The following is a 23,224-nucleotide window of genomic DNA, read 5'->3' as shown; positions in this document are numbered from 1 at the left end:
TCGCAGGGCCAGCACGACTACCCGTCGACCATCGAGGGCGGGGACGTGCTGGTGATCGGCCGGGGCGCGGTGCTCGTCGGGATGAGCGAGCGCACTGCGGTCCGACCCGCTCGGCAGCCGATTCCCGGTCCGTCCTCCTCCGTGCGCGCGCTCACCGATGCTGGGGGAGGATGGATGGGAGCCGAGCCAAGGAGGAAGGGCCGTGGGAAACACAGAAAAGGGAACGAGCGATCAGCACGGTCTCTACGAAGACACCCCTTCTCAGGCGGAGGGTGAGCGCGAGGACACGAGGGAGAGGTCCCGTTCCGGTGACGCCGTTCATCCCATGGCGGCCAGGACCGAGCCTTCGCAGGCCGAGGGTGAACGTACGGACTGATCCTGTCGGCGCGGTCACGACGTACGGGCGAGGTCACGACGAACGGGCGCGGTCAGGAGGGGCCGGCGCGGTCAGGAGAACTCCCGCCTCGGTCACGAGGGACGGGCCCGCGAGGGCACGCGAGTGAAGTGATCAACGTCTGCCGTCTGCCGTCTGCCGTCTGCCGTCTGCCGGGTCAGTCGGAGCGGACCGCGCTCATGGACCGGCGGATGCCACATCGTCGGCAGCCGCCGGGTGACGTCCGGGTCGCCGCGAGCCCGTGTGCCAGGCCGCTCGTGCAGCCCAACTGCCGCGTGGAGCCCAACTGCCGCGTGGAGCCCAGCTGCCGCGTGGAGCCCAGCCGCGGGGACCGGTACCCACGGAGCGGCCGACGGTGCAGGCGCGCCGAGCACCCGCTCACACGGCTATTCCGCACGCCGCTACTCGTGGACCACGGCCCTGAACGCGGCTCCGAGGGCGGCTGATTGATCCATGCGGCGCCCCGGTGACGTCCATGCATGCGAAGTCGACCCGATGGAAAGGGTGTTCGTCGGGTCGCCGGGGGTGTCCGTTCATCTCCCTTGCGCACGAGTGTACTTCGCGGTGCTCGCGCGTGTCCGGCGGCGCTCCACCGAGGTGCGCCGCCGCTCCCGTGCGGCGTCGTGGCTCGTCGGCGGACGCACGCTTTCTGCGGTATGCACCGCGTTTGCCGCACATCTTCCTGCTTACGGCTGGGTATCGACGCGAGAAAAACCCCCAACGCCTCTTGTACGACCCCATTGTGAGCGCTAACAATCGAGCTCTGCCGGGACTGCTGAACCTCGGCCGCCAAGCCGGGACGACGCCGTCCAGCGGAGCGAGCATGCTTGCTGTCGCCGAGGCCGTTCCGGACCGAGCCGCCTCGACGACGGGAATGCCAGGTAACGCCCATGACGAAATTCCGATCCGCATACGCCCTGCTGGCCGTGACCACCGGTTGTGCCCTGCTCCTGACCGCTTGCGGACAGAGCAGTGAGGGGGGCAGCGAGGAGTCGAAGGACAAGAAGGACCTGACCATCGGCATCGCCATGCCCACCAAGTCCTCCGAGAGGTGGATCGCCGATGGCAAGAACATGACCACGAGCCTGAAGAAGGCCGGCTTCGCCACGACACTGCAGTACGGCGAGGACGACCCCGACCAGCAGGTCGCCCAGATCGAGAACATGATCACCCAGGGGGTCGACGCCCTCGTCGTGGCCGCCATCAACGGTGAGGCGCTCTCCAACGTCCTGCAGCAGGCGGCCGACGCCGACATTCCGGTGATCTCCTACGACCGGCTCATCCTGGGCTCCGACCACGTCGACTACTACGCCTCCTTCGACAACGAGAAGGTCGGCGAGCTCCAGGCCACGTACATCGTCGACAAGCTGGGTCTGAAGGACGGGGCGAAGAAGGGCCCCTTCAACATCGAGCTGTTCGCCGGGTCCAACGACGACAACAACACCAAGTACTTCTTCAACGGTGCCATGAAGGTGCTCAAGCCCTACTTCGACAAGAAGCAGCTGGTCGTCCGCTCCAAGCAGACGCAGCTCAACCAGGTCACCACCCTGCGCTGGGACGGAGGGACGGCGCAGAAGCGCATGGACGACCTGCTGACCTCCGCCTACTCCTCCGCCCGGGTCGACGCCGTGCTCTCCCCGTACGACGGCATCTCCATCGGCATCCTGTCCGCCCTGAAGTCCGACGACTACGGAAGCACCGCCAAGCCGCTGCCGATCGTCACCGGCCAGGACGCGGAGGTCGCCTCCGTGAAGTCGATCATCGCGGGCGAGCAGACCCAGACCGTCTACAAGGACACCAGGGCTCTCGCCAAGGTCGCCGCGGACATGGTGTCCGCCGTCCTCGACGGGAAGAAGCCCGAGACCAACGACGACACCACGTACGACAACGGCAAGAAGATCGTCCCGGCCTACCTGCTCGACCCGATCAGCGTCGACAAGTCGAACTACCAGAAGGTCCTGGTCGACTCCGGTTACATCGACGCCAAGGAGCTGGGGTGACCCCCGCCGCTGCCCAGTCCTCCGAGGCGCCCGCCCCGACTCCGCCCCCGAGCGGACCCGTCCTGGAGATGCGGTCCATCGTCAAGACCTTCCCCGGGGTCAGAGCACTGTCGGAGGTGACCCTCTCCGTGGCGCACGGCGAGGTGCACGCCCTGTGCGGCGAGAACGGGGCCGGCAAGTCGACGCTCATGAAGGTGCTGTCCGGCGTCCACCCGCACGGCACCTACGAGGGCGAGATCGTCTTCGACGGCGAGCCGTGCCGCTTCAAGGACATCCGGGCCAGCGAACGGCGCGGCATCGTCATCATCCACCAGGAACTCGCGCTGGTTCCCTACCTGTCGATCGCCGAGAACATCTTCCTCGGCAACGAGCCGTCCCGGCGGGGCATCATCGACTGGCGTGAGGCGCTGCGCCGTGCTTCCGCCCTGCTCAAGCGGGTCGGGCTCGACGAACACCCCGAGACCCGGGTCGCCGACATCGGGGTGGGCAAGCAGCAGCTCGTGGAGATCGCGAAGGCCCTGGCGAAGGACGTACGGCTGCTGATCCTCGACGAACCCACCGCCGCGCTCAACGACGAGGACAGCGCCAAACTTCTGCGGCTGATGGGGGAGTTGAAGGGGCAGGGCATCACCTCGATCATCATCTCGCACAAGCTGAACGAGATCGCCAGGATCGCCGACTCCGTCACCATCCTCCGCGACGGGCGCTCCATCGAGACCCTGGACGTCAAGGACCCGGCCACCACCGAGGAACGCATCATCCGCGGCATGGTGGGACGGGACCTCGACAGCCGTTTCCCCGACCGCACGCCCTACGACGGTGCGGCCGACACCGAACCGGCCCTGGAGATCCGTGACTGGACCGTGCGACACCCCCTCGACCGCAGCCGCAAGGTGGTCGACGGAGTCTCCCTCGCGGTCCGCCGCGGGGAGATCGTCGGCATCGCCGGGCTCATGGGCGCGGGCCGGACCGAGCTGGCGATGAGCGTGTTCGGCCGCTCCTACGGCCACTACGAGCACGGCTCCGTCCTCAGGGACGGCCGCGAGGTACGGACGCGGACGGTTCCCGAGGCGGTCGCGGGCGGCATCGCGTACGTCACCGAGGACCGCAAGCACTACGGCCTCGACCTCGGCGACACCGTGAGCCGGAACATCTCGCTCGCCTCGCTCGGCTCCCTCGCCCGGCGGGGCGTCGTGGACGCCCACGAGGAGCGCAAGGTCGCCGAACGCTACCGGCGGACCATGAACATCAAGGCCCCGAACGTCCTCGAACCGGTCGGGCGGCTCTCAGGCGGCAACCAGCAGAAGGTCGTCCTGAGCAAGTGGATCCTCGCAGGACCTGACGTACTGATCCTCGACGAACCCACCCGCGGGGTCGACGTGGGAGCCAAGTTCGAGATCTACACCGTGATCAACCGGCTCGCCGCCGAGGGCAAGGCGATCCTCTTCATCTCCTCCGAGCTGCCCGAACTGCTCGGCATGTGCGACCGCATCTACACCATGGCCGCCGGACGGCTGACCGGCGAGGTGTCCCGCGAGGACGCCACCCAGGAAGTGCTGATGCGGCACATGACCCGGGACACCCCCGCACCACCGGCAGTCACCGCAGGTGCCACCCCCACCGAAGGACACCAGGCATGAGCACCGACGTCAGCACGAACACGACCACGCAGGCGCCACCGGGCGACGGCACCGGATCCACCGCGGGATCGGTGGGCCGGGTCCTCCTGGACGGCGTACGGCGCAACATGCGCCAGTACGGGATGCTCTTCGCCCTCGGCCTGATCGTGCTCCTGTTCGAGATCTGGACGGGCGGCGACCTCCTGCTGCCGCGCAACGTCTCCAACCTGGTGCTGCAGAACAGCTACATCCTCATCCTGGCCATCGGCATGATGATCGTCATCATCGCCGGGCACATCGACCTGTCGGTGGGCTCCCTGATGGCCCTGGTGGGCGGCATCGGGGCCGTGCTCATGGTCGAGCACCACGTCTCCTGGCCCGTCGCGGTGCTGCTCACCCTGCTGCTGGGAGCCGCCGCCGGCGCGCTCCAGGGCTTCTTCATCGCCTACGTCGGCATCCCGTCGTTCATCGTGACCCTCGCGGGCATGCTGCTGTTCCGCGGACTCACGGAGATCTTCCTCAAGGGACAGACGCTCGGCCCGTTCCCCGACGGGCTGCAGAAGGTCGCCAACGGGTTCCTGCCCGAGGTCGGACCGGAGACCAACTACCACAACATCACAGTGCTGTTGGGGCTCGGGCTGGCCGCGTACGTGGTGCTCCAGGAGGTTCGCGACCGCCGGCGTCAGCGCGAGTTCACCCTGGAGACGCTCCCCACGGGCCTGTTCGTGCTGAAGACGACGGCGCTGGTCGCCGCGGTCCTGGTCACGACCCTGCTGCTCGCCAGCTACAAGGGTGCGCCCGTGGTGCTGCTGATCCTGGCCGTGCTGCTGGTCGGCTTCGGATACGTGATGCGCAACGCCGTGATCGGACGCCATGTGTACGCGATCGGCGGGAACCTGCCCGCCGCGAAGCTGTCCGGGGTCAGGGACAAGAAGGTGACCTTCGCGGTCTTCCTCAACATGGGGATGCTCGCGGCGCTGGCCGGCCTCGTCTTCGCGGCGCGCTTCAACGCGGCCTCGCCGAAGGCGGGCGTCAACTTCGAACTGGAGGCCATCGCAGCCGCGTTCATCGGCGGCGCGTCGATGAGCGGTGGCGTGGGCACCGTACTGGGAGCCATCATCGGCGGCCTGGTCCTCGGCGTGCTCAACAACGGCATGAACCTGGTCGGAGTGGGAACCGACTGGCAGCAGGTCATCAAGGGCCTCGTGCTGCTGGCAGCGGTCGGCTTCGATGTCTGGAACAAGCGGAGGGCGGGCGCCTGATCCCGCTGCGACACGGCTGTGCCCGCCGGCTCATTCACCGGCGGGCACAGCCGTGTCACGGGGTCCGCGACACGGGGCCGGCCGCTCACACCTGTCCGCGCCCGGTCCGAACCCTTGTCGGACCAAGGACGTTTTCCTCTTTGCCGATCTCCCGAGTCCGCCGCGACCCAGCGGGAACGACCGGGCCAGGATGACGAAGTCATTCTCCCGGAAGCGGAGTTGGCACGTGGATGAAAGTCCGCCCGGTCGTACAACCACAGGCGGCGCCCATTGATCAAACGTCGTAAGGCTGTCCGAGCGGCAGCCATCGGGGCATCGAAGGGAATTCAGTGATCAGTGTCGGCAGATCCCGTCTGGCCGCCGCGACCGCGGTGGTGGTCACGTTGACGGGAGGTCTGGTGGCCTTCGCCACCACGTCGGCTTCAGCGGCAACATGTGCGACGAACACCTTTACCCGGCAGTTCTTCGCGAACACCGGCTTCTCGGGCGCGGCGAAACGCACCGACTGCGATGCTTCGGTCAATGAGAACTGGGGTACGAAGTCGCCCGGGGTCACGGGCGTGGGTGCGGACAACTTCGGTGTGCGCTGGCAGGTGACCCGTGATTTCGGGTCCGGGGGTCCGTTCGCGTTCGCCGCGTCGGGCCAGGACGGCATCCGGGTCTACCTGGACGGGGTGCGCGAGATCGACCTGTGGAAGAACGGGTCCGCCACCGTCTCCAAGACGGTCAACCTCACGGTTCCGAAGGGCACGCACACCCTGCGGATCGACTACGTCAACTGGACCGGCGCCGCCGCCGCCAAGTTCGGCTACACGCCGCGTACCGGTGCGGCTCTGGACCGCGTCGCTCCGCTCGCGCCGGGGGGCCTGTCCATCGCGAGGGACGCCGGCACCGGACGGAACTTCCTGCGGTGGTCGGCGAACAAGGAGATGGACCTCGCCGGTTACCGCGTCTACCGTCGCGCCGCGGGGCAGACCTCCTTCGGCAGTCCCTTCGCCACGGTCACCGGGACATCCTTCACCGACACGACGGCGGGAACTGCCACCCACCTCTACGAGATCCGCGCGGTCGACAGGTCCGGCAACCTGTCGGCGGGGACGGCCGACGTCTCGGTCACGCAGAACCCGGTCTTCCTGCGCCAGTTCTACGCGAACACCACCTTCGCCGGCACGCCCAGGAGCACGGACACCGATGCCTCGGTCAATGAGAACTGGGGCACGAAGTCGCCCGGGGTCACGGGCGTGGGTGCGGACAACTTCGGTGTGCGCTGGCAGGTGACCCGTGATTTCGGGTCCGGGGGTCCGTTCGCGTTCGCCGCGTCCGGTCAGGACGGCATCCGGGTCTACCTGGACGGGGTGCGCGAGATCGACCTGTGGAAGAACGGGTCCGCCACCGTCTCCAAGACGGTCAACCTCACGGTTCCGAAGGGCACGCACACCCTGCGGATCGACTACGTCAACTGGACCGGCGCCGCCGCCGCCAAGTTCGACTACACGCCGCGTACCGACCCTGCCGTGGACAAGGTCGCCCCACTCGCCCCCACCGATGTCAAGGTCAGGTACGACGGGGCCACCGACTCCGCGACCGTCTCCTGGGCACCCAACAAGGAGATGGACCTCGCCTACTACCGGGTCTACCGGGAGACCGCATCGGGCGACTACATGGCCATGGTGCTCACCGACAAGACCACCTGGACCGCGACCGGGCTTCCCCGCAACGGCAGGCCCATCGGCTTCTACGTGGCCGTGACCGACCGCAGCGGCAACCTTTCCGGGTACGACCCCCTCATCAAGATCACCCCGGCCGACACCGTCACCCCGAAGACTCCCGTGATCAATGTGTCGCACCTGGACAACACCCCGCACTCCCTGAAGATCAATTGGGATGCCTCGACCGAGGACGAACTGCGCAACGGCGGCACCCTCCGGGTCTACCGCTCCACGGGCGACACCCTCGGCGACACTCCTGAACTCATCGCCACGACCTCCTCGCCGACGACATCCGCCGTCTACGTGTACGTGGACGACACACGGGTGTTCGACGGCACCACCTATACCTACGCCGTCACGGTGACCGACGCGGCGGGCAACGTGTCGCCGATGTCCGCACCGGACTCGGTGACCCCCGACAGTGTGCCGCCCGCTCAGGTCACCGGCCTGACTTCCGCACCCGCCGTCAACGGAACCCTGCTGAGCTGGGACGCCCCCGCCGAGAGCGGTGTGCGATTCGCGGCCGCACGCGTGGTTCAGGGGGCTGACGGAACCGTCCACTACGACAGCACGGGATGCCACGACGCCGCGCAGCTCGGCCAGGCCGGCGACATACCGAACACGATGCTCTGCGTCGGGCCCGCCGACGGCGAGACGGTCACCTTCCTCGTCATGACGTCCGACGAGTGGCAGAACCATCTGCCGGTGGCCTCGGCGCCGACGATCACGGTCACCGAACTCGACACCAGGCCCGACGAAGCGCGCGCGGCGATTCCCGGGCCGATCACGATCATCGACCCGGAGAAGGTGGGCGAGAGTCCCGGCGCCGTGCGGTGGACCTGCTCCGACGAGGCGGTGTGCGCCGGTGTCACGGCCTATCACGTGGGCGTCTGGAACCCGGTCACCTCCGCCTACACCCCGGTCAGGACCGTCATGGCGAGCGGAAAGGACGCCGAATACCTGGGCTACGTACCCCTTCCGCTCGGTGAGACCTCGCACTTCCGGATCACGGGCGTCCTCGCCGACGGCTCCGCTGCCGCGACGGCGTACGCCGCCGGAGCCCGGGGCCGCGCCGTGTAGAACCCGCGACCACGCCGCAGGCAGGGCCCCGACCACCAGGTCGGGGCCCTGCCTCGTTCGCGGGACTCCGGAGAAGGCGGACTCGGCGGGACCGTGGAGAGGGCTGGCACGGCGGGCCCACGTTCCGGAACCCGCAGCGCCGAGCCACGGGATCGCCGAAGGCCGGACGCGGACCGGGGTCTGCGAAGGCCAACCGGTCCACTGTGGAACGACATTGGTGAAGAGCCCCTCCGTCATCACCATTGCCGACGACAACGCACCTCGCTATGTTAATCGAAAATCACATCTGTGTGACGCGGTCCACCGCGTGTGGATACCTCGACTTGCAAGTCTGCGAAGCCGACTCGAAGCCAACTGACCCATCAGGGAAGCAGGTAAGTCAATGGAGAATCTCAGCAGGCGAAAGATGCTGTCGCTCGGCGTGGCCCTCGGTCTCGTGGGTGTGGCCAACCCCGCCCAGGCGTGGGCGGCGGCGGGCTCGACGACCGGAACCGCGGGGGCGACCGGAACCGCGGCGGGTACCGGACCGGCGTGGATCTGGGACGACCTTGCGGATCCACTGATGGCTTCGATGGTCGACAACGGCCATGTGCCGGCGATCAACACCGCATGGGCGTCCTGGGTGAACAACGGCGACGCGCTGCCCACCGGCGTACCGGCCGAGTTCACCTCGTACCTGCAGCAGGTCAACCGGCTGCCCTCCTGGGCCGACCCCGTCAAGCTGGCCCGCGCCGCCGACTTCAACCGGCGCAGGGACACGTACCTCTTCATGCTGTACGGACTCGGTGGCGGGATCATGAGCACGGTGATCCCGCGCGAGGCCAAGAGCGTCTACTGGTCCGCCGGCGGTGCCAACATGCAGGACCGGGCGGCCAAGACGTTCACCTTCGGCTACGACCTCTCCCAGCTGGGGGCCTTCGAGCCGACGGGGCAGTTCGTCGTCACCGCCAACAAGACGCGCGTGGTGCATGCCGCGGTACGCCACCTGCTGCCGCGGTCACCGCACTGGCGGGCGGTCGCCGACGAGACCGTCCCGATCAGCGCCGCCGACATCCTGGTGACCTTCCACAGCCTCGGCACCTACGTGCACCGGAAGCTGCTGGAGTGGAAGGTCCCGTTCCCGGCCGCGGACCAGGAGGCGTTCCTGCACTCGTGGCAGGTCGCGGTCCACCTGCTCGGTGTACCCGACGAGTACATCCCGCAGACCTGGGCGGCCGCCGAGGCACAGTCGGCACAGGTGCTCACCCCGATCCTCACCCCGTCGACCGAAGGCATCGCTCTCGCCGAAGAGCTGCTCGGTCTGACCGCTCAGATCGACCTCGGCGTCACGCGCGGGTTCCTCAACGAGTTCGTGCGCTACGTCCTCAGCGACCAGGTCGGCGACTGGCTGGGACTGAAGCGCGACTACGTGTCGGCCGCCCTGGTCCGCACCGCGTGGCCGGCGTACATCCTCTTCCGTGAGGGGCTGTCGCCCGTCATGCCCGGCAGCTTCTACGTGTTCGACCAGTTCGTACGCGCCCTGGCCATGCTCTTCCTCAACAAGGGCACCTCCGGCAACACCACGCCCATCACGATCCCCACCGGAAACAGGCCGGGCTGAGCCGCCGGCCGCAGAACGCGCTGTTGGGGGCCGCCACGGGGCAGGCCCCCGGCAGCGCGCACAGGCCCAGCGCACACAGGCCCTGGAGCTTCTCTCGCAAACAGGATCGCAGCGCAAGCCTGTGAAAGATGGTCGCGCGGGCTAGGCACGAGGGCGATCGAGCCAAGACACTGTGCAGGTGACTGATCGAATCGGCTTGGCTGTATCGACTGTGGGCATTCTGGTCGCCCTCACGCTCGTCACCGGCGCGGTGCAGGCGTATCTGAACGGAGACGAGTCGGGATGGTTCATCGCCTGCGCGGCGCTGCTCCAGGTCGCGACCGTCCGGCAGCTCGTGCGTGAGGTCCGAAGGCGCCGTAGCAGGGGGGTCCGAGCGGGCTGACTCGCGCGCTCGTCACCACCGAGCCAGGATGAGGACGGAAGCGAGGTGGAGTGCTGCCGGGTAGGCGTTGGCCGGCTTGTCCGTTCGGATGGCCGGGCCGCGCCACTGGTCGGACAGCCGGGTCATGGCAACATGACACGGCTGCCCGACGGCTTCCGCGCCGTCGCCACCCGCTACGAGAAACGCGCCCGCGTCCATCTCGGCACCGTCATACGCGCAGCCCTCGCCGTCCGGCTCCGAACATGATCCGAGAAGCGACGCCTGGTTCACAGGCCCAGAGCGCTGACGACGAGGGCGGTCACGACCTCGCGGTGGTCAGGGGCGTCCTGCCAGCGGTACTTCCGTCCGGCCTCCACCGCCACACCGAATCCGGCGTGCACCAGAACCCGTGCCTGGCGCGGGTCCAACTCCGGCCGGGCCAGCCGCAGCTGCTGCTCCCAGACGGCTATGTGTTCGCGCTGGGCGAGAACCAGAGGCCGCCGAAGGGCCGTCGGCAGGCCGGCGACTTCGGCCTCGGCGACGCTGTTGAGCTCGGTGTACTCGAAGCTGTAGGCCACGTACGTCGCCGCCAGCGCCACGAGGGCATCGTACGGGCCGGCCACCTCGCGCAGACTCCGCTCCACCCCCTGGGCCAGCAGCCCCGCCGCCTGGAGGCAGGCCGCCGCCAGGATGTCGATCTTGCCCGGGTAGTGCCGGTAGAGCGCGGACGGGGTCAGCCCCACCGCCTCCGCGATCTGCCCGTTCGTGACGCTGACGAACCCGTCCCGGGCGAACAGCGGGATGGCGGCCGCGAGGATCTCTGCGCGGCGGGTGCGCGGCACCGGCTGGGCGGGCAGCTCCACCACGAGGTGCGCACCCGGCGGCCCCGCCGCCGGATCGCTCGCCGCCACGCGCAGCGCCGACGCCAACAGCAGTTCCTCGGAACGGCGTTGGGCGATGGACGTGTGATGCATCGTGATGGACCCGATCGCCCCGAGGGCCGCCATGGCCCGCAGCCGCTCGTCGGGCCGCGGGTGCTCGCGCTGCACCGCCTCGTCCACCCGCTCGGCGAGACGGTCGAACTTCGCCTTGAGACGCCGGCGGTCCTCGCGGCTGAGGTAGCGGGCCTCCCACCGGTACACGCCGCCCGACGCGCGATGGGCGACGGTGATCCGGGTGGCGGCGGCGAGTACATCCGCCAACGCCGCGCCGGGCGGCACCGCGTCGAGTGCGGTGACCAGCCCGTCCACCATGACGTCGGCGCACTCGGCGAACAGCGCGTACTTGTTCGGGAAATGCCGGTACAGGGCGGCCGCGGTGATGCCCACGCCGGCCGCGACCTCTTCCATGGACGCCGCGTGGTAGCCGCGCTCGCTGAAGACCCGCCCGGCCGCCTCGACGATGAGCTGCCTGCGGTTGCGGGGCCGGGTGGTCCCGGTCGGATCGGTGGTCGCGGCCGGACGGGCGGACGGGGAGGCGGAGGCCATGCGGAGCAGTCAATCACACGCCGTCAGCGGGCCGGACCCCCTCGGCCGGGACCGCGGGAGGTGACTCCCGGATCACTTCCCGCGGTGGTCCGCGTTCCGCCGGGGGGGCCTGGTACGGGTGGTCAGGGAAAGGTGAGGACGGGCTTGACCACGCTGCCGTCCCGCATGGCGGCCACCGCCGCCTCGATCTCCTCGAACGGGAACGTGGTGACCAGCCGGTCGACCGGGAACAGACCGCGCCGGTACAGGCCGATCAGCTCGGGGACGAAGCGGCCGGGGTCGGAGTCGCCCTCGATCACCCCGTGGACGCGGACGCCCTTGGCGAGCAGGCCCATCACGTCGAACGTCACCTCGCCGCCGAGGCCGAGGAGAGCGAGTTCACCGCGCGGGCGCAGCGCGCCGACGGCCCGGCGGGCCATCTCCGGACGGCCGGTCGTCTCCACGACGTACTGCGCCCCGCCGCCGGTGAGTTCGCGCAACGCCGCCACCAGGCCGCCCTCGGGCGGCAGGGCCGCCGTCGCGCCGAGCTCCACCGCCAGGGCGCGCCGGGAGGCGACCGGGTCGACGGCCACCACCGGATCGCAGCCCACGGCCACCGCCGCCATCAGCGCGCTCAGGCCGACCCCGCCCGCACCCAGGACGACCAGCGAGGAGCCCGGTCCCGGGCGCAGCCGGTTGAGTACGGTGCCGGCGCCCGTCTGGCCGCCGCACCCCAGCGGCGCGGCGACCTCGGCCGGCAGGTCGGCGGGAACCCGGACCAGGCCGCGCTCGTGGACGACGGCGTACGTCGCGAAGCTGGACTGGCCGAAGAAGCCGGCCCGGAGCGGTGCGCCGTCGAGGGAGAGCGGAGTCGTGCCGTCCTCGCGCCCACCGGAGAAGTTCAGCGTCTGCGCGGCGTGGCAGTACGCCGGGTGGCCCGCCAGGCACTCCCCGCAGGCCCCGCAACTGGCGAAGGTGAGGCAGACACGGTTGCCGGGCGCCACGCCTGTGACCTCCGTGCCGACCGCCTCGACCAGACCGGTGCCCTCGTGGCCGAAGACCATCGGCGTGAGCTGCCGGGGCCAGGTGTTCCGCATCCCCAGGTCGGTGTGGCACACGCCCACCGCGGTCATCCGCACCAGCGCCTCACGCGGCCCGGGATCCCCGATCTCCGCGTCCCGGACGGTGAACGGTGCGCCCGGCGCCGCCACGACCGCGGCCCGGACGCGCCTCACGATCCCTCGGAGGTACGGGAGGACTCGGCGTCGAGCGAGGACGCGGCGGTGAGCTGGGCGTCCGCGTCGAGCGGGACCTCGGCGGTACGCGGGGCGTCCGCGGCCAGCCGGAACCCGGGGACGCGCTCCAGGAAGAAGTAGTAGAAGGGGCCCGCGGCCGGGACGCCCTTGGCGTTCATGATCCCCATCAGGGTGGTGTCGTCCACCTGCTTGAAGTGGTCGAAGACCGGCCGGCCGTCGTAGACCATGGTGGCCGTCGCCTCCCCCCGGAACTCGACGGTCCACAAACTGGCCTCGCCCTGGCCGAGTTCGAGGTTGGAGTACAGCTCGCCCGCCGCGTTCCGGCAGACCAGCGGCTTGGCGTCGTGCACGGAGTCGAAGGACTTGCCGTACCAGCCGGCCTTCGCCAGCATGCCTTCCAACGGGTGGCCGGTGCGGAACTCGCCGCCCTTCCAGCCGCCGAGGACCTCCTCGGGTCGGACGGTGTGCAACGCCGCCCAGACGGAGTCGAGTTCGAGTGGGTCGACCAGGCCGTCCCGCTCCCGGAGTTCCTGGAAGCGAGTACGGGCTTCGAGCGCGTTCATGCGGGTGTCCTCTCGTCGGTACCGGACCATGGAGGTGCCGCCATGGTGTGGGGCGGGTGCCACCGGATCATCCGGTAGAGCGCGGAGCGGAACCCGAGGGGGAGGGGGGCCCGATCGGAGTGCGCCGGGCGGACGGGAACACGGGGCCGCCGGTGACGGCCCCGGGGTGGCCCAGGGTGCCGAGGCACAGCAGCACGTGGCGCTCGGCGACCTCCTCGGCGGTGAGCGGGCCGTCCTCGCGGAACCAGTTGGCGACCCCCTGGCACATGACGAGCACCGAACGCACCGCGTCGGCCGGGAACGGCGTGGTGAACACGCCCTTCGCCCGGCCCGTCTCGACCGTGTCCAGCAGCATGTGCTCCAGGTAGTCGCGCAGGGCCACGTAACGGGCCCTGTTCTCCGGCTCCAGGCTGCGTATCTCGGTGTCCAGGAAGGCCAGCCGCTGGCGGTGGGCCATGTAGAGCACGATCGACTCCACCATGCCGCAGATGCGCGCCAGCGGATCGTCCCCCGCCTCCCCGGCGGCGGCCCGGCAGCGGTCCAGGACATCCTTGATGGATGCCTCGAGGAGCGTGGCCAGCAGGGCCTGCTTGTTCGCGTAGTGGTAATAGAGCGCGGGCACGGTGACACCGACCCGTCCGGCGATGTCCCGGACCGAAGTCCCGTGGTAGCCGTGCTCGTTGAAGGCTTCCATGGCGTGCCGCAGGATCGGGTGCAGTTCGAGCGGCCCGTAGGAGCGCCAGTGCTCCACCGGTGGCGTGGGGTCCTGGCTCGGCTCGGTCTTCAACGGCTCTCCTCAGGGCGGGCGGCGATCGGCGACATCGTACGGCCGTGAGACCGGAACGGCTCCTCTCCGGTGCTTAGCGATCGATCAGGAAAACCGGGCGAACGCTGTCCGGCCTGCTCTCACTTCCCCGGTATGGGGCAACAAAAACTCGCACTGCTGGGGGAGTTGACCGATCGGTGGCTCCCTCCTACGTTTTAGCGAACGCTCAGTAAGGGCCCGGCCGGGCGGCGACGAGAACGCTGTGCCCACCGAGAAAGGAACCCATGAGCCCTCACTCCTCAGACCCGCCCGGCCGTGCCGTGACGGGCCCGCTGGACGGCGTGCGCGTGGTCGAACTGGCGGGGATCGGTCCTGGTCCGTTCGCCGCCATGCTCCTCGCCGACCTGGGTGCCGACGTGGTGCGGGTGGACCGCCCCGGCCCCTCGCCGCTCGGCGGCGATCCCGCCCACGACGTGACCAACCGCAACAAGCGCTCCGTCCTCGTCGACCTCAAGTCGCCCGAAGGCCCTGAAGCGGTAAGGGCGTTGGTGGCACGTGCCGAGATCCTCGTGGAGGGATACCGGCCCGGCGTCGCGGAGCGCCTCGGAGTCGGGCCCGAGGCGTGCATGGCCGCCAATCCCGCGCTGGTGTACGGCAGGATGACCGGCTGGGGCCAGCGAGGACCCCTCGCCCCGAGGGCCGGACACGACATCGGCTACATCGCCACCGCCGGCACCCTGTCCATGATCGGCCCGCCGGACGGCCCGCCGGCCCTTCCCGCCAACCTGCTCGGCGACTACGCGGGCGGCTCCCTCTACCTGGTCACCGGCGTCCTCGCCGCGCTGCTCACCGCCCGTACCACCGGCCGCGGCCAGGTAGTGGACGCCGCCATCGTGGACGGCGCCGCACACCTCACCACCCTGTTCTGGGGAATGCTCGCCGAAGGCACCTGGCAGGAGACCCGGGGCCGCAACCTGCTCGACGGCGGCTGCCCCTTCTACGGCGTGTACGAGACCTCCGACGGCGGCTGGATGGCGGTCGGCGCCCTGGAGCCCCAGTTCTACGCGGTGTTCGTCGCCCTGCTGGGCCTGGACGGCACGTCCCTCCCGGACCGCACCGACCCGCGCAACTGGCCTTCGCTGCGCGCCGAGTTCACCGCCCGGTTCAAGACCGCCGGCCGCCGGGAATGGACGGCCGTGTTCGAAGGCACCGATGCCTGCGTCGCACCGGTCCTCTCGCTGCGCGAGGCAGCGCGCCACCCGCACCTCGCCGGGCGGGGCACCTACACCGAGGCGTACGGCATCACCCAGCCCGCTCCCGCCCCCCGCTTCTCCGGCACCCCCGGCACGCTCCGGCTCCCGCCCGCCGTCCCCGGCGCGCACACCCCGGACGTGGCCCGCGACTGGGACGTGCCCGAACTGCTCGAGGAGCACCGCTGATGGAACCGGAGGATCACCGCTGATGGAACTCTCCTCGCGCCTGGCGTACGCAGGCGATCCGCGCGCCGCCGCCGACAGCGCCGCCGCCCTGGAGTCCGCGGGCCTCGACGTCGTCTGGGTAGCCGAGGCGTACGGCTTCGACTCCCCGACGATCATGGGATACCTCGCCGCGAAGACCGAGCGGATGCGGATCGGCGCGGCCATCCTCAACGTCTACTCGCGAACCCCCGCACTGATCGCCCAGACCGCGGCCGGCCTCGACGCCATCAGCGGGGGCCGCGCCCTTCTCGGCGTCGGCGCGTCCGGCCCCCAGGTGGTCGAGGGGTGGCACGGCCGCCGCTACGACCGCCCGCTGGGCCGCACCCGCGAGGTGGTCGAACTGTCCCGGCGGATCTGGCGGCGCGAGGTGATCGAACACCGCGGCATCACCGAGCTGCCTCTGCCACCGCAGAAGGGCGGCACCCCCGGCAAGCCGCTGAAGCTGCTGAACCACCCGGTCCGCGACACCATCCCGGTCTACCTCGCCGCGCTCGGTCCGGCCAACGTCAAGATGGCCGCCGAGATCGCCGACGGCTGGCTGCCGTTCCTCTACGTTCCCGAGCACGCCACCGAGGTCTGGGGCCGGTCGCTGGCCGAGGGCGCCGCCGTGCGTGACCCCGCTCTCGGCCCGCTCTCGGTCGTGGCGGGCGGCCTGCTGGCCATCGGCGACGACGCGGAGGCGGTCCGCGACCTGATGCGCCCCACCATCGCCCTCTACGTCGGTGGCATGGGCGCGCCCGGCCGCAACTTCTACCACGACCTGGTCTGCTCCTACGGCTACGAGTCCGCCGCGGCCGCCATCCAGGAGCACTACCTCGCGGGACGCAAGAAGGACGCGGAGGCGGCCGTACCGGCGCGACTGCTGGAGCAACTCTGCCTGGCCGGCCCCGAGGGGCACGTACGCGACCGGGTCGAGGCCTTCCGCGAGGCCGGAGTGACCATGCTCGACGTCACTCCCGTCGGACCGGATCCCGCCCGGCTGATCGAGCACGTGAGGAGCTGGCTGTGACACTCGAACGCGACCTGTACGGACCCGACCACGAGGCGTTCCGCGCGACGGTGCGGACCTTCCTCGCCAAGGAGTCGTCCCCGCACCACGAACGCTGGGAGAAGAACGGCGTCGTGGACCGCGAGGTATGGCGCTCGGCGGGCCGCCAGGGCCTGCTCGGCATGGCCGTCGCCGAGGAGTACGGCGGCGGAGGGACCGAAGACTTCCGCTACAGCGCCGTCCTCATCGAAGAGTTGGCCCGCGCAGGCGCCTCCGGACCGGCGCTGAGCCTGCACAACGACATCGTCGGGCCGTACCTGACGCGGCTCGCCGACGAGGAGCAGAAACGCCGCTGGCTGCCCGGGTTCGTCTCCGGAGACCTCGTCACCGCCATCGCCATGACGGAACCCGGCGCCGGTTCCGACCTCCAGGGCATCCGCACCACCGCCACCGACCAGGGCGACCACTACCTGCTCAACGGTGCGAAGACCTTCATCTCCAACGGCATCCTCGCCGACCTCGTGATCGTCGTCGCCCGCACCACCCCCGAGGGCGGCAGCGGCGGACAGAGCCTGCTCGTCGTGGAGCGCGGCGCGCCCGGCTTCGAGCGTGGCCGCAACCTCGACAAGATCGGCCAGAAGGCCCAGGACACCGCCGAGTTGTTCTTCGACGACGTGCGCGTCCCCAGGGAGAACCTGCTGGGCGAGGAGAACCGGGCCTTCGCCCACCTCATGGACAACCTCGCCCAGGAGCGGCTGGCCATCGCGGTCGGCGCCGCAGCCGGGGCCGAGCAGGTCCTGGACGTGACCACGCGGTACGTCAAGGAGCGCGAGGCGTTCGGCAGGCCGCTGGCGAAGCTCCAGCACGTCCGCTTCGAGATCGCCGAGATGACCACCGAGGCGGCGGTCACCCGCGCCTTCCTGGACCGCTGCGTCCTCGACCACAGCCAGGGCCGGCTCGACGCCGTGCACGCCTCGATGGCCAAGTGGTGGGCCACCGAACTGCAGAAGCGGATAGCCGACCGGTGCCTTCAACTGCACGGCGGCTACGGCTACATGAGCGAGTTCCCGGTGGCCCGGGCATTTCTCGACAGCCGCGTCCAGACCATCTACGGCGGCACCACCGAGATCATGAAGGAGATCATCGGCCGCTCGCTGCTCCGCTGAGCACCGGCCGGCTTCCCCACACCACCCGTGCTGCGTACCAGACGTCCCTCAGGCAGATCCGACACGGAAGGCACCAAGGTGAGCACCGAAGCGTACGTGTACGACGCGATCCGCACCCCGCGCGGTCGCGGCAAGGCCGATGGCGCCCTGCACGGCAGCAAGCCGATCGACCTGGTCGTCGGCCTGATCCATGAGACCCTGCGCCGCTTCCCGGAGCTCGACCCGGCGGCGGTCGACGACATCGTGCTCGGCGTGGTCAGCCCGGTCGGTGACCAGGGCGCCGACATCGCCCGTACCGCAGCCCTCCTCGCGGGCCTGCCGGAGACGGTGGCCGGTGTGCAGGAGAACCGCTTCTGCGCGTCAGGTCTGGAGGCCGTCAACATGGCCGCCATGAAGGTCCGCTCGGGGTGGGAGGACCTGGTGCTGGCGGGCGGTGTGGAGTCCATGTCGCGCGTCCCGATGGGCAGTGACGGCGGCGCCTGGGCACTGGACCCGCGTACCAGCCACGACACCGGCTTCGTCCCGCAGGGCATCGGCGCCGACCTGATCGCCACCCTGGAGGGCTTCACCCGGCACGACGTGGATTCCTACGCGGCGCTCTCCCAGGAGCGGGCCGCCGCCGCGTGGAAGGACGGGCGCTTCGACCGCTCGGTCGTTCCCGTACGGGACCGCAACGGGCTGCCGGTCCTCGACCGGGACGAGCACCTCCGGCCCGGCACCACCGCCGATTCGCTCGCCGCCCTCAAGCCCTCCTTCGCCACCGCCGGCGACCTCGGCGGCTTCGACGCGGTGGCGCTGCAGAAGTACCACTGGGTGGAGCGGATCGACCACGTCCACCACGCGGGCAACTCCTCCGGCATCGTCGACGGCGCAGCCCTGGTCGCCATCGGCAGCAAGGAAGCCGGCGAGCGCCACCGCCTGACCCCGCGCGCCCGGATCGTCTCCGCCGCGGTGTCCGGGGCCGAACCCACCATCATGCTGACCGGTCCCGCCCCGGCCTCCCGCAAGGCGCTCGCCAAGGCCGGACTGACCATGGAGGACATCGACCTGGTCGAGATCAACGAAGCCTTCGCCGCCGTCGTCCTGCGCTATGCCAAGGACATGGGGCTGAGCCTGGACAGGGTCAACGTCAACGGCGGAGCCATCGCCCTCGGCCACCCCCTCGGCGCCACCGGCGCGATGATCCTCGGCACCCTCGTGGACGAACTGGAGCGCCGCGACCTTCGGTACGGGCTGGCCACGCTGTGCGTCGGCGGCGGCATGGGCATCGCCACCGTCGTCGAACGCCTCTGACCCGCCGCCCCCTGCCCGCTCCCGCCTACGGAGAAGACACCCATGACCGAGAGCACGACCATCCGCTGGGAAGAGTCCGACGACCACGTCGTCACCCTCGTCCTCGACGACCCCGGCCAGTCCGCCAACACCATGAACGCCGCGTTCATCGACTCGCTGGACGCCGTCGCGACGCGGCTCTCGGCCGCCCGCGGCACACTCCGCGGCGTCATCGTGACCTCCGCCAAGAAGAGCTTCTTCGCCGGCGGCGACCTGCACGACCTGATGTCCGTCACCCCGGAGACCGCCGGCGCCTCCTTCGAGGCCGGGATGCGCGTCAAGCGCTCCCTGCGGATCCTGGAGACCCTGGGCAAGCCGGTCGTCGCCGCGATCAACGGCGCCGCCCTGGGCGGAGGTTACGAGATCGCCCTCGCCTGCCACCACCGCGTGGTGCTCGACGTGCCCACCGCCCGCGTCGGGCTCCCCGAAGTCACCCTGGGCCTGCTGCCGGGTGGCGGCGGAGTGACCCGCACGGTCCGCATGTTCGGGGTGGCCGACGCCCTGCGGAAGGTCCTCCTGGAGGGCGCCCAGTACGGACCGGCGCGCGCCCTGGAGGCCGGACTGGTGGACGAGATCGCCGCCGACCCCGGCGAACTCCTCAACAGGGCAAGGGTGTTCATCGACGACCACCCGGTATCCGCGCAGCCCTGGGACGCCCCCGGACACCGCATCCCCGGCGGCACCCCCGCGAACCCCGCCTTCGCCGCCCAGCTTCCCGCCCTCACCGCGATGCTGAAGGCCAGGACGAACGGCGCCCCCGGCCCGGCCCCGCGCAACATCCTCGCCGCGGCTGTGGAGGGCTCCCAGACCGACGTGGACACCTCCTTCGTGGTGGAAGCCCGGTACCTCACCGAACTGGTCACCGGTCAGATCACCAAGAACATGATCCAGGCGTTCTTCTTCGACCTGCAGGCGGTCAACCACGGCGCCGGCCGCCCGAAGGGCGTCGAGCCGCGCGAGGTGACCCGGGTGGCCGTACTCGGCGCGGGCATGATGGGCGCCGGGATCGCCTACTCCTGCGCCGCGGCCGGCATCGACGTCGTCCTCAAGGACGTCTCCGTCCAGGCGGCGGCGAAGGGGAAGAGCTACTCCGAGAAGCTCTGCGCCAAGGCCGTCGCGCGCGCCGCGTCCACGCGACAGCAGGCGGAAGCCCTGCTGGCCCGCATCACCCCGACCGCCGACGCCCAGGACCTGGCCGGCTGCGACGTGGTGATCGAAGCCGTCTTCGAGGACACCGGGCTCAAACACAAGGTGTTCCAGGAGATCCAGGACCTCGTCGCCCCCGGCGCACTGCTCTGCTCCAACACCTCCACCCTGCCCATCACCGCCCTCGCCGAGGGGGTGGAGCGGTCCCAGGACTTCGTCGGCCTGCACTTCTTCTCGCCGGTCGACAGGATGCCGCTGGTGGAGATCATCAAGGGCGGCAAGACCGGGGACAAAGCCCTGGCGCGCGCCTTCGACCTGGTGCGCCGGATCAGGAAGACCCCGATCGTCGTCAACGACTCGCGCGGCTTCTTCACCTCCCGGGTCATCGGCCACTTCATCGACGAGGGCGTCGCGATGGTCGGCGAGGGCATCGACCCGGCCTCCGTCGAGCAGGCCGCGGCCCAGGCGGGCTACCCCGCCAAGGTCCTCAACCTGATGGACGAGCTCACCCTCACCCTCCCGCGCCGGATCCGCGAGGAGACCCGCCGGGCGATCGAGGCATCGGGCCGCAACTGGGTGCCGCACCCGGCGGACACGGTGGTGGACCGCATGATCGACGAGTTCGGCCGCCCCGGCCGGTCCGGCGGAGGGGGCTTCTACGACTACGCGGAGGGCCGGCGCACCGGCCTCTGGCCGGGGCTGCGCGAACACTTCACCGATCCCGCGAAGCAGCCCGCAGACCTGACCGAAATGAAGGAAAGGATGCTCTTCGTCGAGGCGCTGGACGCGGTGCGCTGCCTGGAGGAGGGTGTGCTGGTCTCGGTCGCGGACGCCAACATCGGCTCGCTGCTCGGCATCGGCTTCCCGTCGTGGACCGGTGGCGTGCTCCAGTACATCAACGGATACGAGGGCGGCCTGCCCGGCTTCGTGGCCCGGGCGCGCGAGCTGGCCGAGCGGCACGGCGAACGCTTCGCCCCGCCCGGACTGCTGCTGCGCAAGGCCGACCAGGGCCAGACCTTCACCGACGTCTGACCGTTCCGGGACCGGTGGCGCGCCCGCCCCGCACGGAACAGCTCACGGGGATTCCCGCACCCCGCCCACCCCGGACTCTCCCTTCTCGCCCTTCTCTCCCTTCCGACCCGCGGAGGCCCCGATGACAGCAGCACCCCGCACCACCGGCGACCTGCCCGACGCACCGGCCGGCCGGACCCTGCCGCAACTGCTGGCCCGCAACGCACGCGAGTACCCCGACCTGCCGGGCATCTCCTGGCAGCCGGCGGAGAAGGACGGCGCCTGGACGACGTTCAGCTGGGCGGAGATCGAGGAGCACACCCGGAGCCTCGCCGCCGGCTACGGGGCGCTCGGAGTCCGCCGGGGCGACCGGGTCCTGCTGATGATGTCCAATCGGCCCGAACACTGGCTGTCCGACCTGGCGCTGGTCCGTCTCGGCGCGGTCCCGGTCAGCGTCTACGGCACAACGGCCCCCGAGCAGATCACCCATATCGCCCGCAACTGCCGGGCCCGCCTCGCCGTGGTGGAGGGGGCGGCCCAAGTGGCGGTGTGGGAATCGCTGCTGACCGACGCGGACACCCCGCTGGAGCGCCTGGTGGTGGCCGAGGAGGGCGCGGAGGGCAGCCACTTTCCGTACACCGCCCTGCTCCGCGAACCGGTTCCGGAGCGGTTCGCCGGGGGGCTGGACACCGCCCGCCCCGACGACCCGCTGACCGTCGTCTACACCTCCGGCACCAGCGGCGAACCCAAGGGTGCTTTGTTGACACATCGTCAAATCATGTCCAACGCGATGGCGTTGGATGCCGTGGTGGAGCTTCCCCCGCACGTCGAGCACATCTGCTATCTGCCCTTCGCGCACATCGCCGAACGGATGCTGGGCATCTACCTGCCCTGTCACCGGGCCTCGCACGTCTACCTCTGCCCCGATCCGGCGGGCGTCGCCGCCGTGGTGCGAGAGGTGCGCCCCGCGCAGTTCTTCGGTGTGCCGAGGATCTGGGAGAAGCTCTCCGCCACCGTGCGGGGCCTCCTCTCGCTGATGCCGCCCGAGCAACTGTCGGTCATCGAGGGGGCGTTCGAGGTCGCGCGTGCGCATGTCGGATACCGCGAGCGGGGCGAGACACCGCCCCCGGAGCTCGAAGAGCGGTACAGCCGCGTCCGCCAGGACGTACTGCTGCCGATGCTGGCCGCGGGCGGTCTGGACCGGGTGGCCTGGGCGGCCAGCGCCTCGGCGCCGATGCCGGTCGACGTGGTGAAGTTCTGGGCCGGTTTCGGCATCGTCATCATGGACGCCTGGGGGCTGACCGAGACCACCGGCGTGGCCACCAGCAACAGCCCCCGGGCCGGTTTCCGGCTCGGCTCGGTGGGGCGCCCGGTGGAGTCCGTGGAGATCCGCCTCGCCGAGGACGGCGAGATCCTGGTGCGGGGTGCCTCCGTGTTCTCCGGTTACCTCCAGCCGGACGGATCGGTGCGGTCGGCGCTGGATCCCGACGGCTGGCTGGCCACCGGAGACATCGGCCGGACGGACGAGGACGGCTACCTCTGGCTCACCGACCGGAAGAAGGAGATGATCGTCACCTCCACCGGCAAGAACGTCTCGCCCGCGCTGGTGGAGAACGCGCTCAAGGAGCACCCCCTGATCGGCCAGGCGATGGTGCACGGCGACAACCGCTCGTACCTGGTCGCCCTGCTGGTACTCGACGCGGAGGCCGCCCCCGTCTGGGCCGCGGCCCACGGCGTGGAGACGGCGGGAGGGCCGGCCGCCCTGGCCGAGCACCCCGCCGTCCGGGCGGAGGTGGACCGGGCGGTCGAGGCCGCCAACTCCCGGCTCAACCGCAGTGAACAGGTCAAGCGGTACGAGCTGCTCGCCGAGGAGTGGGGGCCGGGGACCGGGGAGCTGACCCCGTCGCTGAAGATGCGGCGCCGGGTCATCCGGGACAAGTACGCCGACTCGCTCTCCGGGCTCTACCAGGGCTGAGCCGTCACCCGAGGCCTTCGGCACACGCGAACGGGCGGTCCACCCCCATGGA

15 protein-coding genes and 2 pseudogenes are annotated in these 23,224 nt (G+C 70.3%); 13 read left to right on the top strand and 4 right to left on the bottom strand.

From position 1 onward, the window contains the following. The 7 genes and pseudogenes from ACWCSV_RS31145 to ACWCSV_RS31115 all read left to right on the top strand — a co-directional run. A pseudogene (locus tag ACWCSV_RS31145) lies at positions 1-165 on the top strand (arginine deiminase family protein); the annotation flags it as partial. 1,119 nt (positions 166-1,284) lie between these two features. Beyond that, the gene (gene chvE / locus ACWCSV_RS31140; protein WP_451147968.1) at positions 1,285-2,394 is read left to right on the top strand and encodes a multiple monosaccharide ABC transporter substrate-binding protein; all 1,110 of its coding nucleotides are present in this window, start codon (positions 1,285-1,287) and stop codon (positions 2,392-2,394) included. A gap of 68 nt (positions 2,395-2,462) precedes the next feature. Next, positions 2,463-4,034: a multiple monosaccharide ABC transporter ATP-binding protein gene (gene mmsA / locus ACWCSV_RS31135; protein ID WP_451147970.1), complete on the top strand. Its 1,572-nt coding sequence runs from the start codon at positions 2,463-2,465 to the stop codon at positions 4,032-4,034. After that, positions 4,031-5,275, top strand: coding sequence for a multiple monosaccharide ABC transporter permease (mmsB, locus tag ACWCSV_RS31130; protein ID WP_451147966.1), 1,245 nt, complete (start codon positions 4,031-4,033; stop codon positions 5,273-5,275). The genes mmsA and mmsB overlap by 4 nt, the downstream gene beginning before the upstream one ends. A 329-nt stretch (positions 5,276-5,604) precedes the next feature. Continuing rightward, complete coding sequence (locus ACWCSV_RS31125) at positions 5,605-8,064, top strand: PA14 domain-containing protein (protein ID WP_451147964.1); 2,460 nt, start codon at positions 5,605-5,607, stop codon at positions 8,062-8,064. Positions 8,065-8,446: 382 nt separating this feature from the next. Continuing rightward, positions 8,447-9,664, top strand: coding sequence for an oxygenase MpaB family protein (locus ACWCSV_RS31120; protein WP_451147962.1), 1,218 nt, complete (start codon positions 8,447-8,449; stop codon positions 9,662-9,664). A gap of 196 nt (positions 9,665-9,860) precedes the next feature. Then, positions 9,861-10,046 carry a hypothetical protein gene (locus tag ACWCSV_RS31115; RefSeq protein WP_451147960.1) on the top strand — a complete coding sequence of 62 codons (186 nt, stop codon included), beginning with the start codon at positions 9,861-9,863 and terminating at the stop codon, positions 10,044-10,046. 266 nt (positions 10,047-10,312) lie between these two features. Here ACWCSV_RS31115 and ACWCSV_RS31110 read toward each other — a convergent pair whose 3' ends face one another. The 4 genes and pseudogenes from ACWCSV_RS31110 to ACWCSV_RS31095 form a co-directional block, all read right to left on the bottom strand. Continuing rightward, positions 10,313-11,512: a TetR/AcrR family transcriptional regulator gene (locus ACWCSV_RS31110; protein ID WP_451147958.1), complete on the bottom strand. Its 1,200-nt coding sequence runs from the start codon at positions 11,510-11,512 to the stop codon at positions 10,313-10,315. Positions 11,513-11,634: 122 nt separating this feature from the next. Next, positions 11,635-12,726, bottom strand: coding sequence for an NAD(P)-dependent alcohol dehydrogenase (locus ACWCSV_RS31105; RefSeq protein WP_451147956.1), 1,092 nt, complete (start codon positions 12,724-12,726; stop codon positions 11,635-11,637). A gap of 119 nt (positions 12,727-12,845) precedes the next feature. After that, positions 12,846-13,310, bottom strand: a pseudogene (locus tag ACWCSV_RS31100) (DUF4334 domain-containing protein); the annotation flags it as partial. 67 nt (positions 13,311-13,377) lie between these two features. Further along, positions 13,378-14,097, bottom strand: a complete 720-nt coding sequence (locus ACWCSV_RS31095) for a TetR/AcrR family transcriptional regulator (RefSeq protein ID WP_451147954.1) — start codon at positions 14,095-14,097, stop codon at positions 13,378-13,380. Positions 14,098-14,360: 263 nt separating this feature from the next. Between ACWCSV_RS31095 and ACWCSV_RS31090 the strand changes: the two genes are divergently transcribed. From ACWCSV_RS31090 to ACWCSV_RS31065, 6 genes are all read left to right on the top strand, one after another. Beyond that, positions 14,361-15,515 (top strand): CaiB/BaiF CoA transferase family protein, encoded by a 1,155-nt coding sequence (locus ACWCSV_RS31090; RefSeq protein WP_451147952.1) that lies wholly within the window; start codon positions 14,361-14,363, stop codon positions 15,513-15,515. 22 nt (positions 15,516-15,537) lie between these two features. Further along, positions 15,538-16,563, top strand: coding sequence for an LLM class F420-dependent oxidoreductase (locus ACWCSV_RS31085; protein WP_451147950.1), 1,026 nt, complete (start codon positions 15,538-15,540; stop codon positions 16,561-16,563). Further along, on the top strand, positions 16,560-17,708 hold the full coding sequence (locus ACWCSV_RS31080; RefSeq protein WP_451147948.1) for an acyl-CoA dehydrogenase family protein: 1,149 nt from the start codon (positions 16,560-16,562) through the stop codon (positions 17,706-17,708). The genes ACWCSV_RS31085 and ACWCSV_RS31080 overlap by 4 nt, the downstream gene beginning before the upstream one ends. A gap of 78 nt (positions 17,709-17,786) precedes the next feature. Beyond that, a complete protein-coding gene (locus ACWCSV_RS31075; RefSeq protein ID WP_451147946.1) occupies positions 17,787-19,001 on the top strand; it encodes an acetyl-CoA C-acetyltransferase in 1,215 nt (404 codons plus the stop codon). Between the two features lie 42 nt (positions 19,002-19,043). Beyond that, positions 19,044-21,218, top strand: coding sequence for a 3-hydroxyacyl-CoA dehydrogenase NAD-binding domain-containing protein (locus ACWCSV_RS31070; protein WP_451147944.1), 2,175 nt, complete (start codon positions 19,044-19,046; stop codon positions 21,216-21,218). Positions 21,219-21,339: 121 nt separating this feature from the next. Beyond that, complete coding sequence (locus ACWCSV_RS31065; protein ID WP_451147942.1) at positions 21,340-23,172, top strand: AMP-dependent synthetase/ligase; 1,833 nt, start codon at positions 21,340-21,342, stop codon at positions 23,170-23,172. Positions 23,173-23,224 lie beyond the last annotated feature (52 nt).

The organism is Streptomyces sp. NPDC001770 (assembly GCF_053596135.1).
This window is presented reverse-complemented; position numbering and strand designations above follow the sequence as displayed.

Coding starts and splice junctions, on each gene's coding strand:
- chvE (WP_451147968.1), top strand. CDS start 1,285: ATGACGAAATTCCGATCCGCATACGCCCTGCTGGCCGTGACCACCGGT.
- mmsA (WP_451147970.1), top strand. CDS start 2,463: ATGCGGTCCATCGTCAAGACCTTCCCCGGGGTCAGAGCACTGTCGGAG.
- mmsB (WP_451147966.1), top strand. CDS start 4,031: ATGAGCACCGACGTCAGCACGAACACGACCACGCAGGCGCCACCGGGC.
- ACWCSV_RS31120 (WP_451147962.1), top strand. CDS start 8,447: ATGGAGAATCTCAGCAGGCGAAAGATGCTGTCGCTCGGCGTGGCCCTC.
- ACWCSV_RS31110 (WP_451147958.1), bottom strand. CDS start 11,512: ATGGCCTCCGCCTCCCCGTCCGCCCGTCCGGCCGCGACCACCGATCCG.
- ACWCSV_RS31090 (WP_451147952.1), top strand. CDS start 14,361: ATGAGCCCTCACTCCTCAGACCCGCCCGGCCGTGCCGTGACGGGCCCG.
- ACWCSV_RS31085 (WP_451147950.1), top strand. CDS start 15,538: ATGGAACTCTCCTCGCGCCTGGCGTACGCAGGCGATCCGCGCGCCGCC.
- ACWCSV_RS31070 (WP_451147944.1), top strand. CDS start 19,044: ATGACCGAGAGCACGACCATCCGCTGGGAAGAGTCCGACGACCACGTC.
- ACWCSV_RS31065 (WP_451147942.1), top strand. CDS start 21,340: ATGACAGCAGCACCCCGCACCACCGGCGACCTGCCCGACGCACCGGCC.